The organism is Aetokthonos hydrillicola CCALA 1050 (assembly GCF_017591665.1).
Taxonomy (GTDB): Bacteria; Cyanobacteriota; Cyanobacteriia; order Cyanobacteriales; family Nostocaceae; genus Aetokthonos; species Aetokthonos hydrillicola.
The window spans coordinates 27,831-44,213 of the sequence record NZ_JAAKGC010000066.1 but is presented as its reverse complement, the minus strand read 5'-3'; the positions used below and the strand labels follow the sequence as shown (position 1 = coordinate 44,213).

Here is a 16,383-nt window from a genome sequence, read left to right as displayed (position 1 = left end):
GGCGATCACACTTTATCAGCAATCTTTGGATTTATTAGAACGCATTGGGGATGTTCAAGGAAAAGCTGCGAGTTTGCACCAACTTGCTGGAATCTACGCCAATCAGGGAAATGTCACCGAGGCGATCGCACTTTATCAGCAATCTTTGGATTTACATGAACGCATTGGGGATGTTCAAGGAAAAGCAGCAAGTTTGCACGGTCTTGCTGGAATCTACGCCAATCAGGGAAATGTCACCGAGGCGATCGCACTTTATCAGCAGTCTTTGGAATTAGATGAACGCATTGGCAATGTTCAAGGAAAAGCAGCGAGTTTGCACTGTCTTGCTACAATCTACGCCAAACAGCGAAATGTCACAGAGGCGATTTCCCTTTATCAGCACTCTTTGGAATTAAAAGAACGCATTGGGGATGTTCAAGGTAAAGCCACGAGTTTGGCGATGCTGGGACAGTTATTAGCATATGCAAGAGGAGATTTTTCTACTGCACTTTCTTACTTAGAACAATCTTTAGATATTTTCCAGCACTTACAATCTCCTGATGCTCAAGAGGTGAGGCAATTTCTCGCAAGAATACAGCGATCAGCAAACGAGGAATAAAGCAAGAGTGGAGAAAACACTCCAGCACCGCATCGGCGTGTTAATGTTTCTCAAATTCTCATACTTATTACTATTGTGCTGCTATGTATAGGAGGATTTTTCATCTTCAAACTTCAGCAGGGTGGTTTTATTCCAAAGAAACCAAATCATACCCTCTCACCAAGGTAACGGAGTCGAAAAACACAAAGATGTTGTAATAAATCTTTATATATATGGGGCGCACAGATTCCCATTATATAGAAAGCATACCCTAACCTTGAAAAGTTTGTCAATCCCGAAATTTTAGAAGTGTTGTTAGTTAAGTGTACTAACAATATAAATTGAAGAACTAAGAGTATTTATCAAACAGAACTCAGGAGTCAGGAGACAGAATTCAGCATGAATTCTGTATGACTGGTGGATGAGTCTAGGGGTTTAAGACCACAGCGAGATCGGAGATTGAGCGGTCTATAATTAGTGGGGGTAAGAATCCAAGGGCGAAATTGATTCTGACTCCTGAATTCTGACTCCTGAATTCTTCTTCAACAAAAATGTTTCGGTAAACCAGCCTGCTTTAGAACCTCATTAGCTGTATGTCGTGATTTCATACAGTTATCGACTACAAAAGAGCGGTTTGTTATGGAGCTATACCATATTTCATGGTCACCTTTACCTTGTCTTGTAAAAAAACAGTCTGCTTCCGAGAGAATTTGTTTTACTTGAGGGGTAAATGAAACTCCCATCTAACATGCAACGCTAATACGTTCAGTTCTACGACTTATCAAGTCTAAATCAATACTTGTCGAACGAACAAGAATATCTTTTAAATTTAATTCGATCAGATCAGGGATCATTACCTTAAGTTTTTCTACTAATACATCTTCTGTAGAAGCTTCTGTGACCAATCCGGGAACATCTTCGCTTGTGGCTACCCAGACTTTTGCTTCATGATCCCAAAAAGCATCAACTTTAACTACCATGTTTTCACTATCCATCTCATGTATCAGACCAAAACAATAAATTTTTTGGCATTTACATTTATTGCGTCATTTACTAGTGTATTCAAATAGAATATTCTCTGCTTTGACATAAACGCTGTAGCTATTGATAGAGAAGGCTAAATAGAACTCCCTTATTGAGGTAGCGGAACCAAAAAAACAGAGATATTCCAAAAAGTCTTTATATATATGGGCGCACAATATTCCCATTATGTAATAAGCATACCCTAAGCTCGTGAAGTTTGTCAAGCTTGAAATAGTAGGAGTGCGATCCGCCTTTAACAGTTATCAGTGATCAGTTATCAGTTAACATCGGAGCATACACCTTGATAACTGTTTACGGTTTTAAGAAATCTTAAAACTTTTTGAGCTTTCTATCGCAGCTAGTTAAGCGAGTTCGGCTTGAAGCGTGCAATGAGTTCTTCTCGTGAGAGGGTTGAGAGTGATAACAGCAGGCTACTAAACTCAGACATAGGTAAGTCTGTTAACGCCTGGATGATTGTCTCTAACTCTTCGTCAATAACCCCAAACCGACTGGCTAGGAGATTGCGGATAATATCGTGTCGCTCTTCTTGTCGTCCTTCTTGTCGGCTGATGCGCTCGATACTGCTAATATATGGCATTTGCTTTTCCTCCTCGAATTGTCTTATTTCCTCTCTCAATGCCAGTTCGAGAGGTTCTGGCAACCCCATCATTCTATCCAGTACTTCAAATATCTTTATGATATCCTGTCGACTATACCCACGCTGATAAAGTCCTTTAATCAAATGCAGTTTCCATTGCAATCGGTCTGGGGCCTGGGTTTTGCGATGCGCCATTACTACTACTGCAAACGGGTTATCGCTCGACTCCAGTGTTTCCCATTCATAGTCTAACAATTTGATGATGGGAAAGCGCAATCGCATCTCACAGCCCCAGCGCCCGTAGCTGTATTCCTGAGGTCGCCAATTTATTTGGTCGTCTCCTAGCACTGCCAAACTCACTACTTCTCGACCGTAGCGGTCAAAAATGCGATAAAGGTTCTCCTGGGTCACCCGACGAACCGCCAATGCTCTTGCTGACCAGGACTTCATCAGCATCTTCTGGAGTCTACGATATGCTTTGACATCACCACGACTAGAGGCTCGATAAATTCGTTTTTGGAGCTGATAAACTCGACGCTCTAGCTTTCGCCAGTTAATCGCGTTCCATTCTACCGTAGTCTTGAAACTCGTATTAGACATTTATACTCCTACTGGAGACATTATCTTCCACTTCACCGTGAGTCTGTCTGCATATCCTGGGCATTACCCCAGGCTTTTGCTTTTGACTCAATCTTTCCTGCTCACTGCATCTGGTTAGTACCTACAATGTAGAATTGTTTTCTCATTGAGCAACTGAGCGGTTATCTCGTTCCGAAAAACCATACTACGTACCTTTAGAATGATGCTCTACACCGGGTTTGTTAGAAGTGCATATTGGTCGGTTCCATTCCCGCCAACTCCTTTATCCTTTGCCTTTTGGCTCCAGCGCAAACAGCCTTATTTCGCTGGTTCAAGGTAACGATGCATCAGACACATCTTCAGGTTTTTCCTTATTCATAAGTACTTTGCTCGGCAGGATACCAAATTGGGCTTTCAGTAATGCTGCCTTTTCACCCCGCTTCAGGCGTTGATGACTAGTCGCGAACCTGGGGGTGATGCTTTCACCGTTGCACCTACGGGGTAGGATTTTCACCTACATGGTCTTTCAGTTGTCAGGGTTTTGTTAAGGTTTTCCTCTTCTTAATACCCTGCCTGTTATCCCTAAGCTGTTCTAGGTTACTTAGCTTATTTCAACAGAACGATTCGCACCTGGAACTCTTTATCTAAAAATTCATAGCCCCGCTCCCAAGCGATGCAGGAATGCGCTTCGGGAAAGAAAAAGGCGACAAATGCCTCGAAATACTGTTCAATTGCGACTTTCCATGATTCGTCGTAATTGGCGTAAAAACTGGTTTCCGGTTCGGTCATCCCAATATCATCCAAGACTGTCCCAAATTTTTAGGACTTATACACTGTACAAATTTAGACATTCTGTAGATTAACAGATAATGGTTGTTTCCGATTTGTAAAGGGCGAATGCCATACTCTGCGAGAAGCCGAAGGCTACGCCCCTACAATGATGGACGGTGGGTGGTATTACTTTAACTTTTTACTTAACAAACTGAGGCATAATTTCAGCGGCGGTGAAGATACCATATATGCCGCGCTGGTGTAATTGTTTACCTGCTTTAAGATAACCAAAGGCGGGACCACAAACGTTGGCTGCCATACTGGTTTCATCGCCTAAAGTAAAGGTATGGGTAGAAATTTTACCTTCAAAGGTGCGACCAGTGACTTTTACGTTCGTGCTTAAAGGCTTTTTGGGGTTGCGAGTATCAACTACACCACCAACAGTTACGCGATCGCGCTCCACAATTCCTGCTAACTCCAACATGACATCATCGGCGTGTTCCATATTCTCTAATGTCAACACACCGTTGGTTTTATCTAGCAGTGCTTCTACTTCTGCATCAGTCATTGCCCTAGCAGTTTCTACACTATAACCAGGCATGTGACCAATATCCTCACGGACGGTAGCACGATAAGCTTCCCAGTTAGCAATTCCCACACCAAAGGTGATCTCAACCTTATGAATTTCGGCATAGCTTTGTGCTGCTAAAGCTGCGGCAGCTGTCAACAGTCCTGGTGTCGCCCCACATCCTGTCATGTAGGTAATTCCTGCTGCTTCCAATTCTTCCTTCATCTCTAATAGCTGTTCTACTGCACTAGTACGTTTAATTGCATCCACTAGTACCCCACGCCAGCCACATTTTATAAACTGCTTAGCTACAGAAGGAATAAAATTATTAGGTAGGTTTGGTAAAGCTAGAAAATATCCATCTACATTATGAGCTTTTACTATTAATTCCTCGATACTACGATTTGTGATCGTACCAACCGGTTCTAAATAACCCACCGAACCTTGAGACTGATAAGTGCTAATACAGCTAACAGCATTTAAACCCTCTGTAGAGTAAGCGTAGCCTTGTTTATCTGCTGCTGCTACTAAAATCATTTCTTGTTTAAGAGCTAGGACTCTGGCGGCTGCTTGACCTAACCCGCCGAAGCCTAATACTCCCACACCCATTGCTTGCTTTGGATTCATGATTGACTGCTTGATTCCTTTTTAGATAGTGTAATACAGGAAAATGGGGAATGGGGCATGGGGCATGGGGCATGGGGAATGGGGCATGGGGAATGGGGCATGGGGCATGGGGCATGGGGCATGGGGCATGGGGCATGGGGCATTGGGTATGGGGTAAAGTATTTCCAGTTTTCTCATTAATGAATGATAAAAATTTTCAATAATTTGAGTTGATTTTTAGTTTTGATTGGACCTTTTACTCTTACTAGTGCTTGTTTTCTGGCGTTTACTACTTTTATTACCGGTTCTCTATCGAGGTTGACTAATCGATTGAGTTAAGGGAAACTAACAAGAGATAAGGGTAACAACTCATAGAAATAATAAATTTTGTAAAGTTTCTGAGCTATATATTTTGAAAGATGGAACATTAGTTAACACATGGCAATATAGCTAAGTAAAAATATTCCGATAGCTACATTTGTAGCTTGCTGCTCGATGAGTAGAGTCTAAGCGTAGTATCGTGGTTGGCTAAGAATATGGAGACATTAGAATTCATAATTTATCCAGATGGTCGGGTACAAGAGAAAGTCACTGGCATTATTGGTGCTTCGTGCGCTGAAGTGACAGCCGCAATTGAGGCACAGCTAGGACAAGTACTGAGTCACGAGCCAACCTCAGAATACTTTGCCAATAAAGCAGTGCAGCAATCTGATGTGGCGAACACACAAACCACATTCAGCGATTGGTAAGTTTTCAAGCAAATTTTAGTTTCATTGAATCACAAACACCATGTCACACTTCAGCCAAATCAAGACCCAAATCCGTAACCTTGAATCTTTAAAAGATGCCCTTGGTGATTTAGGCATAGACTGGAAAGAAGGTCCAAGTGAGGTACGGGGATATCGTGGACAAACCCATGCTGCCGAAATTACTGTCGAGCAGGATAATGGCTACGATATCGGCTTTAAATGGAATGGAAAAGAATACGAACTTGTTGCTGATTTGCAATATTGGAAACAGAATCACTCTGTGGAAGGATTTTTGCGTCAGGTAACACAACGCTATGCTTATCACACAGTTTTAAAAGAAACAGCTAACGCAGGCTTTCAAGTCGCAGAACAAAAACAAAATCAAGATGGTTCTATTAGCTTAGTAGTCCAGCGCTGGAGTGCGTAATGTCTGATTTTTTGCCGTCGCCAGAGGATGCACAAGAGAACCGTTCCGGTTTAGAGCCAGAATTGGGTGGCTTTTTAAGAGACAGCCCAGAACGCTCTGGTTTAGAGCCTGAATTGGGCGGTGTTCTTCGCCAAAAAGGTGTATATGTTGATGAAATCACCTGCATTGGCTGTAAGCACTGTGCCCACGTTGCCCGTAATACATTTTATATTGAACCGGATTATGGGCGATCGCGTGTAATTAACCAAGATATTGATCCAGAAGAAGTCATCCAAGAAGCTATCGACACTTGTCCCGTTGATTGCATTCACTGGGTCAATTATGCTGAACTGAAAAAGTTAGAGGAAGAACGCAAATACCAGGTAATTCCTACTGTGGGGTATCCTGTAGAACATGCCGTTGTTACAGCAGGACGGCGACGGAAAAAATCCAAGTCCAGAATAAAAAAATTAAACTACTAGTTTTAGTAAAGAATCAAGCAGTGAAAAATAGGGCTGGACAGACCAGTCCTTTTTTATTTCCACCTTTAGGTATATTGACAAAAACGGCTCGCTTTTAACTTGTTACGAATGCAATATACCCAGTAAGTAATCAGACAGAATTTATGAAGAAGAATTCAGGAGTCAGGAGCCAGGAGTCAGAATGAAGTTTTTGGTTAAAACCTCGTCCCTTGTAGACGTGCGGAGGGGTTGAAAATGAGTGCTGAAACACCATCCCTTTATGGGTGATGTATTCTGACTTCTGTATTCTGACTCCTGACTCCTTTTTATTACACCCAAAAATGTATAATATACTGTACTCAAACCCTTATCATTTTTTTAATAAAGATGAGGGTTTTTATAATAACTTTTGTAAAGAAATACGGAGACTGATTTCATTTTACGGGAGTAGTTATATTAAGGATAAAGAGTTAATATGAACCTCTAAGAAATAATACATATAAGACGATATTAAGACTATATTTTTTATACTTTTATGGTGAAATAAAGGCTTTTGTTTTACTACTGGATAGTACTAGATCAATTTCTCTTCGTGCAAGGTGTGAGACACCCAGGACTGGCAATTTCCCCTAAATAGATACAATATAGCTAGGTCGATAAGTAAAATTTTATACAGTATTTGATAGGACAACTAATTTGTGACACTAACAAGAGTTACTCCAGGACAACCGCTTACTTCTGTACAAAAAACCGGCTTAGATACAGTTTCGGTTTTAGGTGGTGGACGAGATATTGTATTAGCAATTGATATAACGGAAAGCGTGGGATTAAATGATGAAGGTCACATACGTCTAAGTCAGATAGTTCAAGATAGCCTTAAGCCCGGAGATTCTGTATATATTGTTCCTTTTGCTCAACATGTAACTTTAGATGATAACGCATCAGAAACTAATCCTTTAGGTAAACCTCTATATTTTAACAGTAACAATCAACAAAATATTGACAAAATTTTAAATAAAATACCAAAATCTGATCCACATTTCTATGGTACAGATATTCAACAAGCCGAGTTAACTATTTATCAAGGTATTGCTCAGTTAAATCAGAATCGATTACAGGAAAATCGACCTATCAAGCGGCAATCAATTGTTTGGATTACAGATGCTCCTCTATTTACCCAACCGGGTATCACCTCACAAGTATGGGTAGAAACTCCTGCTGAAAGTCCTTTTCGGAATGCACAATCACCCGAAAGTAAACAGCGCAAAGCTTGGATTGACGTACTTCCAATTAGTAGACGAACACTACAAATTGAAACTAAAAGTAATCAAAAATATAACCTAACTGTGGTGGACATTGCTCCTACAGTTCAGGAATTTTGTACGCCAGCACCAGGCGCTCAAGTAACTTGTCTAGTTAACCCTTATTTAATGAGGAAATTATGGCTACATGGGTTAATTTTATTCTTCATATTAATAGGTATTATTTTATTAGCGGCAAAATTTCATCGTTTGAAAAAAAAATGGAATTTGACAGTTTCTTTTGAAGCAACACAAAAACCAGAAGATCAAAGATGTAGCCTACCAAATAATAAAAGGATAGCAATTGGTGAGTATGATTCAACTTGTCATGATTCTATTGACTGTCCAGGCAGAGAAGTTAGAGCATATTTAGAGCGAAAAGGTGAGAAACTTTATTTAGTACCAAATAATGATGCGACCACAATTTATTATAACGGAAAAAAGGTTACCTCACGTACTCTCATAGACAGACTTAGCTTTCGGCTAAATTGTCCAGATATTCGTAATCGTGATTACGAGATTAATATCAAAGTAAAAAAATAGTCTTTAAAAATGAATCATGAACCAATCAAATGTAAAAAACCTCCAGTATAGAGGAATTAACCGTACAATTTGTATAGGTTTAGGTGGAACTGGAAAAGATTTTTTAATGCGAATTCGGCGGTTAATCGTCGACCGCTATGGAGATTTAAGCAACCTCCCAATTGTAAGTTTTGTTCACATTGACACCGATAAAGCAGGAATGCAAGTGACTGGTATTCGTACAGGGAGTACCTATCATGGTGTTGACCTCAGTTTTAAAGAAGCAGAAAAAGTCAGTGCCACAATGTCCTCCAACGAAGTTACTATGTTTGTCCAGGGATTGGAGCGACGCTCAGAATATACTCGCCATGGTCCATATGACCATATTGCAAGATGGTTTCCACCACAACTATTACGAAATATTAAAGCAATTGAGGAAGGTGCTAAAGGTATTAGACCTGTTGGTAGGCTAGCTTTTTTTCATAATTATAAAAAGATTAAAACAGCGATTGAAACCGCTGAAAGACGCACTAGAGGACATGATTCTTTATTGCTCAAATCTGGTTTAAGAGTTGAACCTGGACTGAGTATTTTTGTTGTCGGTTCTCTTTGTGGTGGTACAGGTAGCGGGATGTTTTTGGATGTTGCTTATGCTCTGAGATATCTTTATAGTGATCAAAGCGCCAAAATTTTCGGGTATTTGGTAATTAGCCCAGAACTGTATGGAAACGCTCCAATTATGAGTGCTAATACTTATGCTGCTCTCAAAGAATTAAATTATTACAGCACACCAGGTACAAAATTTGAAGCAGTTTATGACCTCGAAAATTTAGCTTTTATCCAAGAACAGCGTCCACCATTCGACTACACTTATTTAGTATCTAGTCAAACGATAGGTGAATATTCAATACTTGGACAAGGTAAGCTATGCAATGTTATTGCTCATAAGATTGCTCTAGATTTTTCCAGTGAATTAGCACCTGCCATAAAAGGTAGTAGAGACAATTTTCTACAACACCTTATTCAGTACGATAAGCACCCACGTCCAAATAGCCAGCGTTATCTAACATTTGGATTAGCAGCTATTTATTTTCCTCGTGATACTATTGTACAAATTGCTCTAAGACGCGTTAGTTTAGAGTTAGTAAAATTCTGGTTAAACGGCAAAGGTCAAAGTCCAGATCCCTTAAAATTAATTGAGCAATTCCTCATTCAATATCACTGGCATAACGACTTAGAAAACAAGGATAATTTTAATACAAAATTAGCCGAATCAGTTCAAGAGAGCAGCAAGACTTTTAGTAAAAGTATCAGTGAATGGAGAAATAAGTTAGAACGTCAAATTTCAGAGTGTAAAAATCGTGAGAGCCGCAGTGATATTCGCGGACAATTACCTAGAGAATTTAGAGAACAATTTCGCAAAGTCCAGCCAGGCGAAACCGAGAGTACTAGGGGAATTTGGCTAACAAGACTGCTACAGAACTCTCCAAATATCACTAAGGAACTCAAGACTCATATTGATGATTATCTAAGTCAATTACTTACGCCTGCTGATGCTAATTTTTCTATTAGAAGTACTCGTAATTGGCTAGATGGTTTGCGACATGAATTGCATAATTATCAACTAAATCTGCAAGATAAAATTACTGATTATGGGGGAGTAAAAATCTTAGAGGATTTAGAAAAAAAATCGCGAGATGCTGAACAAATAATTGAGGATATTGAACAAAAAGGCGGAATACCTGTTTTCAATAATAAAAATAGCCAATTTCAAGATGAAGCTAAAAAAGCAGTTCAAGAAGTCTGCAAAATTATTCAGCACAATTTCGAAGTAACAGTTGTTCAAGAAGCATTAAAGATTGTTCATAATCTGCAACGACATGTTCAAGATCGAGCAACTCAAGTTGCTGCTTTTAGCAGTGTATTGGAAGACTTACAAAATTTCTATGAGAAGCAAGATCAAGAGTTACAACAATTGAATTTTGACGAAATGAGCGGTGAAGCAATATTTGATAGTGAGGATATTGAACGCTGCTATCAAACTATTTTACCAGAAGATGACTTACGTCGCCAGTTTATATTAGTAAGCTCCACAATTACAACACAAACTGATAAGAGAGGCTCTTTAGTAAGTTTTATAGATAGAGAATACACTGATCCAAACGAGTTGCAAAAAGAAATTGATCTTAATGTTGATAAATTATTTGCTTCTCGGAGTACTAACATTGTTAATTCTGTCATTAAGCGCTTTATGGAAAAGTATTTAGCAGTGCGTTCAACTCGTTTAGCGCAAATTATGCAGGAAGCTAAACCCTTGTTACCACTTAACCTAAGCGATCCTTATTTTCGTGACGATCCAGCTAAAGGTAGTACATTAATCGGCTTTAAGGACACAGATGAATCAGAGGTACGACAATTTAAAAACTTACTAGAACAAGAATTAGGAATTGAACCGAGTGTTTTAAAAGCAACGCAATCTGATGATGAAATTGTAATTGTGAGTGAATATGCTGGGTTTCCTCTCAGACTAATTAGTGGTCTTGAAAAAATGAGGAATCCCTACTTGCGTGAACACAATTCTTCTGGTTCTTTTCTTCATAACGACTATAACGCCTCCTTTCCTGACATTATCCCGCCTGATGCAAAAAAAATGGAAGAGTTAGAGGATATTTTTTATCCTTCTATAGCCTTGAGATTATTACAAAAAAATCCAGAAAATCAACAATTGGAGTTTCAGTATCATGATTCATTGCGCGATTTTTCTAGCACTGCTTCTTTAAGTCCAGAATGGAGCCAAGCACTGGAGGAGCTAGCTAAACGTAAAGATATGACTGAAGCTTTGCAAAAACTTTTAAATGATAAAATTGATGCAATAGATCAACAACCTGAACTCTGGAACAACGAATATTTACCTAAACTAAGGGAGTTTGTCAGGGAAGTCGATGAATTACCAGAAGACAGTCCTAATTATCCCTACAAAGCAGCAGTAGTTGGAACTTCCGTAATTACAGACTCTATATTTCAAGAGGGAATTATTAATCGTTTCCGCAGAAAAATGGATCAACGGTTTAACATCTCTCAAAATCAAAAACTCGCAACGCAACAAAGTTCAGTAATTCCAAGAGCTATTGCAGCTGAAATAGTGGTCGATCATCCTTCTGGAGAATCTACTGATAATAGAACAAAACGGCGTCTAGAGTTGGAACGTCTAAAACAGGATTTAGATGATGACGTAATTACTGATGAAGAGTACCAGCGTTTAAGACAAGAGATTTTAGAGAAATACCCTCTATAGCCTCTTTTATAGGTTGGTTAATACCAAACTATCAGGAATAAATCTATTTTCACACACTCACAACTTAGTTTCATGCCATCAGTTCCAATACACTTATCTCTTCTCATTCTTGTATTTGTTATTCTTCCATTTTTCGTTGCTATTTCTTATCGCTCAGCACTCTATCAACATCTGGTCTTTTTAGAAGATAGAGTACAAAGGTTAATTCATGAAAACTCACCTGGAGAAAAACCTAAAATAATAGAAAAATTGGAAGTAAGATTTCGCCAAGCTAGTAGACAATTAGATAATATTAACACATCTGCATTAATAGACCAATTGTATAACCGAGAAAAAGTTAGAGGATTTACTTGCGAACAAATTGATTACTTCTGTCGCATTCTTCCCAATTTACTTCTAGCTTTTGGCTTATTCGGAACTGTTTTAGGTATTACAATTAATTTATCAGCAATTTATCCAACAATTGATCAAAATAACCCTGCTGGTGCTGTTTCATCTGAAGAATTAAAGCTTCTTTTTGATAAATTAAAGACCGCATTGCAAGGTATGAGTACTGCTTTCATTACCAGTTTAGCTGGAATACTCTTCAGTGCTTTGCTAACACTATTTAACTGGTTTAAAAATACTACTATTGCAAAGTACAAACTCATTAGTTCTCTAGAAGATTACTTAGATAACATTTATCATCCTCAAGTACAGGGTGACACTCGCTTGGACAAAATTGTCAATAGAATGGTATCGCAGCAGGAGCAGTTTTTAAATAGATTCGGTTTTACAGTGCGTGAGGCGGTTGAAAAATCTATAGGAAGTGTGGCGAAACAAATTGCTGACGGTAATAAAGAAGCCACAGCTTTAGCCAAGCAAGTTTATGAAAGATTTACCGTATCAGCTGGGACTATATCTAGTGCTGCTAATGAATTTAAGCATACCATTACAGAAATGGATAGAAGCTCTTATATCTTTAAAGAGTCTGCTGAAATTTTTGAAAAAAGCCAATTTCCTCATAAATTATCAGCAACAATTGCTGATTTGACTGTTATACAAGGTAAATTTTCCCAGTCTGCTGAAAGTTTAGCTAAAACTACTCAATTGATTGAAACAGCAATAATTGAAATTCAGCGTTGCAGTCAAGAAATAACTACATTAGGAATAGATATTAAAACGGTTAATCAAACTTCTATTGAAGTTTTAAGCTTGCATCGAGACAATCAAAATTATCTCGGCGAAATTATTCCCAAACTCAATCAAGGCGCTCAAAGCTTCTCAAAAGCAATTGAAAAACTTAAGCAATTAGAAGAAGAAATCACGAAGAAATCAGATAGTTTAAGCAAAGTAGAAACTATTCTTAAGCAGTTAGTAGAAGTAGAGAAAAATCAGACATTGCAGATGAATTTATCAATTGATTCTTTAGGTGAACGCTTGATTACAATAAGTGAAGAGTATCAAAATATGAGTAGCCTAATCTCTAAAGAAATGGCTAAACAAACAAATATCAATCAGCAAGGACTAAAAACATTAATTAGTGAATTACAGAAACTGAGTCAAAATTTAAATAACACAAGGAATGAGATTGATAAGCTGACACCGGAAATAGAAAAGCAAGGGAAAAAACTGTAATTTATTGAGTTTAGATTATTGAAATTTTAAATTTAATATCATGGCACGCCGTTCAAGAAATACTGATTACTATGAGGAGTTAAATATCTGGACAGCTTTTACAGATTTAATGTCCAATGCTTTCATGATACTGTTACTACTACTTTTCATAGCTAATATTAGATATGCAACACCCCAAATGAAAAAGACGGGTCCACCACCATATATCGCTATTTCAGATGAAGAGCATAGATTTGCTCCAGGAAGTGCAGTAATTTCTCCAGAAATGTCGAATTATATCAATAATAAAATTGTGCGTGCAATTGAAAAAAACACAAAGGAGTACACAATAGACACAGTTGAAGTTATTGGTCACACTGATGGACAACTTGTTGGTAGTGCAGCCAGCAATTTAGACACTAATTTAGAAGCAGCAGCTAGTCGCCAAGGTTCAGTAAGCATTCTCAAAGCTGGCTCAAATGCTGATTTAGGTTTGATGCGTTCCCTCGCAGTAGTAAAGGAACTGCTAAAAATACAGCAGCAACAGGGTAGAATGCGGGGAATTAAGTTCCGAGCTTATTCAGCTGCACAACTAATATTACCACCAAATGCGGGGTTTGCCCCGATTCCACAGAAACGTCAGCCAGAAGTTGAAAGACGCCGGATTGAGATTCGCTTTACGCGCTCAGGTGAAGCGCAAAAAGTGTAGTGGGCAATCTAGATTGTCAACACAGGTCAATGCCTATAAATATCTGTTTATTTGTAACCGCTCAATAAATCAGGGTGGACTACCACAACAAGAACGATTTTGCTCAATCTGAAGCTTGTCAATGAACGATTCCCCAGATCCTTGAGCAGTTACAAGTTTATTTCGTCTCTGGAAATGTCTGTACTTTTCCATCAGGACTTAAGACAGCACGGATGATAACAGCTTGCCCATTTTTATTTGGAGACACAAACGGTTCCCCAATTAAAGGTATTCCAGAACGATCAATGTAGTCTCTTGCTGCTTTTCCCAGAGGCAAAATTTGCTCAATTGTACCGTCAACACCTATTAACAAACTGTACTGTATTGTTTGCTTTAAGTCTGCCGGTGGTTTCCAGTGTTGTTTAAAGTAGTCTCTAGCTTGAGCCACTTGGGCTGTGTCGAACAGTGTACCATTATTAGCAGCAACCTCTGTAGAGGCATTGCGGCGCATTGCTCTGAGTCTTGCAAGTAATGAACCCTCTTTAGCACTTTGCTGGTACTTAGTGGGGTTAATGCCAGAAGGACTTCTTAAATTACTAGGTATGGTATTCAGCGATCGCGCGTCTGTTGTTGGCTCACCAGGATAGGTGCTGCCATTACTGTTTAATGGTGGTATCCCGTTGGAAGAAATTCCTTGGTTAGACACTGACCCAGTACCATTGTTCTTTAAAGTAGGTAACAGAGAAATTTGTGAGTTTTCCTTAGAACTTAACCCAGTACCATTCTTTTTGGAAGTAGGTATCAAAGAAATTTGTGGGGTTTCTAGGGTGAGGGGTGCTGTGTTCTTGGGAACTGAAAGACTTGGAAACGTTGTGGTTCCTGGTATTTTCAGTGTGCTTCCAGCAGATGGTATTGAGCCTTTGGCAAGAGTGGAATTGGGGGATATTTGTGCAGTTAAGGGAAGACTAGTTTTGGAAGACGTTGTTGGCAAAGTGGAAGGTGGTGGAGGTAAAGGAGTGCCAGGCAAAGGCACAGATGTATTTGGCTGCGATAGTATACTATCCGGAGGTGTCAGCGCTGGAGATGCTGATAACGTTGGTATTGGTAGCAAATTCAGTGAAGGCGATGGTGCTACAGCTATTTTCTCTGGTAGCGAAGTCGATTTTTTTGCCGTCTGTTGCTTCAGCCTAGCATTTTGTGCATATTGCCAAGTGATTGGTGTTAAACCTGCCGCCAACACTAGCACTGCTGCAACAGGTGCCCAAGCAGGGAAGCCAGAGCTAGCTCTTTGGCTGTTGATAGCTGGTAATGCTAAGGATTCAGATGAGTATTCGTCTAGAGCACTTGCTAAATCAAATAATTGTAGTAAAGATAGCTGAATTTCTTGTCCAGATGTTTCATTTGCTAAGGAACCGAAAAAAAGCTTGTGCGTTAAATAATGACTCGGTTGGATTCGTATCTCTGTCTCTGGTATTTTTGTGCTAAAAGGACCGATAGCGGTAGGTGGTTCAGTGTAGGTGTTAAATGGTTGTGTTTGAGAACCATCAACTGTGTTGTTTAAGTATGTTGGTTTCGACAAACCCCCCCATAAACTTTCGGGTGACTGCTCAAGTAATTGTTGAACGTAGTTTGTTACCGCTGTATATAAAGCTTCAAGCTGATCGTGTTCGCCTCGTATTGTGATCCTTTGTTCTTCTGGTAGCTGTGGATCGTCAAAGCGAAGCTCAAACTGAAGCTGCTTCAGGACAGATTTTCCCATCCAGCGAGATAGCCCAGACTTTTGCGCCAAGATTTCTAATGAGCAAGTGGGCGGTGTATACCGACGAATCACGTGATTTGATATAGGCATGGCAAGAACTGCAAGCAGAATATATTTTTGGATTTTGGATCTACGAATCTAAAATCTAAAATTTAGTTGAACGGTCGATGAGTGCTAGCCAAAGACGGCGGTGTCCACCTGGACCACTGTAAAAAAGCAGATCTATTAGCAGTTTTAGTGCCAGGTGAGTCAATTCATCCGTAGAGATTGTTGCGTCCTCTTCCATCCGTTCTTGGTAGGTGTTGCAGAAAGCATCAATGTAATCTCCAAGTGTTGCAGCTTGATGAGGTTCACGATTGTTTTCCGTCATCTGTTCTAATAACCCAACAGCACGGCGGATCAATTCTTGGTGCTGTTTGGCAAGGTAGCAAATGATGAGTACAAGCGATCGCGCCTCTTCTACATCGAGTTTCTTTCGCCCTCCTTGACCTTTACGCAGAGGATTTGACTGGCGCAGTCGCCATAGCGCTACACGGTCTGGCACTTTTGACTCTAAATTGAGGTCAATTGCTGCTTGTAGCATTGCTTCAGAGCCAATGTCAGTCAACGTTTCTAGCGCCAACAACACTAAGTCCAATTGGGTTTTGATATTGTCCCACTGAACTGCGTTTGGAGCTGGGATCTTCGTTAAATCATCCCACTGGGAAATTGGAGTGGGTGAATTGGCGGCAGAGGACATAGCTTTTAGCATAGGTGATCAGGCTGGTAAGGGCTGTTGCTGTTACCTATTTTGAAACCAGACTTTTGAAACCACCGATTGGTTTCCCGACGCTCCGCGAGCTGATACGCCCTACAGTAGGGAAAATCCCGCAAATAAGCAGCTA

General features: G+C 39.6%; 15 protein-coding genes. 9 read left to right on the top strand and 6 right to left on the bottom strand.

The genetic code is table 11. The features are described 5' to 3' along the window. Positions 1 to 598: tetratricopeptide repeat protein (locus G4P69_RS25965; protein ID WP_208352239.1), on the top strand; the 598-nt coding region annotated here is incomplete at its 5' end. Between the two features lie 722 nt (positions 599 to 1,320). Here G4P69_RS25965 and G4P69_RS25960 read toward each other — a convergent pair. From G4P69_RS25960 to bioU, 4 genes are all read right to left on the bottom strand, one after another. Next, on the bottom strand, positions 1,321 to 1,572 hold the full coding sequence (locus G4P69_RS25960; protein WP_208343350.1) for a DUF1902 domain-containing protein: 252 nt from the start codon (positions 1,570 to 1,572) through the stop codon (positions 1,321 to 1,323). A 386-nt stretch (positions 1,573 to 1,958) separates the two neighbouring features. Then, a complete protein-coding gene (locus tag G4P69_RS25955; protein ID WP_208343351.1) occupies positions 1,959 to 2,798 on the bottom strand; it encodes a reverse transcriptase N-terminal domain-containing protein in 840 nt (279 codons plus the stop codon). Between the two features lie 585 nt (positions 2,799 to 3,383). Further along, the gene (locus G4P69_RS25950; RefSeq protein WP_208343352.1) at positions 3,384 to 3,566 is read right to left on the bottom strand and encodes a hypothetical protein; all 183 of its coding nucleotides are present in this window, start codon (positions 3,564 to 3,566) and stop codon (positions 3,384 to 3,386) included. A 181-nt stretch (positions 3,567 to 3,747) separates the two neighbouring features. Further along, a complete protein-coding gene (bioU, locus tag G4P69_RS25945) occupies positions 3,748 to 4,743 on the bottom strand; it encodes a (S)-8-amino-7-oxononanoate synthase BioU (RefSeq protein WP_208343353.1) in 996 nt (331 codons plus the stop codon). 50 nt (positions 4,744 to 4,793) lie between these two features. Between bioU and G4P69_RS25940 the strand changes: the two genes are divergently transcribed. The 8 genes from G4P69_RS25940 to G4P69_RS25905 all read left to right on the top strand — a co-directional run bounded on the left by G4P69_RS25940 (position 4,794) and on the right by G4P69_RS25905 (position 13,761). Next, positions 4,794 to 4,946 (top strand): hypothetical protein, encoded by a 153-nt coding sequence (locus tag G4P69_RS25940; protein WP_208352236.1) that lies wholly within the window; start codon positions 4,794 to 4,796, stop codon positions 4,944 to 4,946. A 312-nt stretch (positions 4,947 to 5,258) separates the two neighbouring features. Continuing rightward, on the top strand, positions 5,259 to 5,471 hold the full coding sequence (locus tag G4P69_RS25935) for a DUF2997 domain-containing protein (RefSeq protein ID WP_208342359.1): 213 nt from the start codon (positions 5,259 to 5,261) through the stop codon (positions 5,469 to 5,471). 40 nt (positions 5,472 to 5,511) lie between these two features. After that, positions 5,512 to 5,898, top strand: a complete 387-nt coding sequence (locus G4P69_RS25930) for a DUF1257 domain-containing protein (protein WP_208342357.1) — start codon at positions 5,512 to 5,514, stop codon at positions 5,896 to 5,898. Continuing rightward, positions 5,898 to 6,359 carry a ferredoxin gene (locus G4P69_RS25925; RefSeq protein WP_208342355.1) on the top strand — a complete coding sequence of 154 codons (462 nt, stop codon included), beginning with the start codon at positions 5,898 to 5,900 and terminating at the stop codon, positions 6,357 to 6,359. Before G4P69_RS25930 ends, G4P69_RS25925 begins: the two co-directional genes overlap by 1 nt. A gap of 677 nt (positions 6,360 to 7,036) precedes the next feature. Further along, complete coding sequence (locus G4P69_RS25920; RefSeq protein ID WP_208342354.1) at positions 7,037 to 8,182, top strand: VWA domain-containing protein; 1,146 nt, start codon at positions 7,037 to 7,039, stop codon at positions 8,180 to 8,182. 16 nt (positions 8,183 to 8,198) lie between these two features. After that, positions 8,199 to 11,456, top strand: a complete 3,258-nt coding sequence (locus G4P69_RS25915) for a tubulin-like doman-containing protein (protein WP_208342353.1) — start codon at positions 8,199 to 8,201, stop codon at positions 11,454 to 11,456. 72 nt (positions 11,457 to 11,528) lie between these two features. Beyond that, entirely contained in the window at positions 11,529 to 13,073 is a 1,545-nt protein-coding gene (locus G4P69_RS25910; protein ID WP_208342352.1) for a MotA/TolQ/ExbB proton channel family protein, read from the top strand. Between the two features lie 40 nt (positions 13,074 to 13,113). Beyond that, a complete protein-coding gene (locus G4P69_RS25905) occupies positions 13,114 to 13,761 on the top strand; it encodes an OmpA family protein (RefSeq protein WP_208342347.1) in 648 nt (215 codons plus the stop codon). 157 nt (positions 13,762 to 13,918) lie between these two features. On the opposite strand, the gene G4P69_RS25900 is transcribed toward G4P69_RS25905, so the two are convergent. Then, positions 13,919 to 15,589, bottom strand: coding sequence for a DUF4335 domain-containing protein (locus G4P69_RS25900; protein ID WP_208342345.1), 1,671 nt, complete (start codon positions 15,587 to 15,589; stop codon positions 13,919 to 13,921). Between the two features lie 55 nt (positions 15,590 to 15,644). Further along, entirely contained in the window at positions 15,645 to 16,250 is a 606-nt protein-coding gene (locus G4P69_RS25895) for a DUF3038 domain-containing protein (RefSeq protein WP_208342343.1), read from the bottom strand. Positions 16,251 to 16,383: the final 133 nt, after the last annotated feature.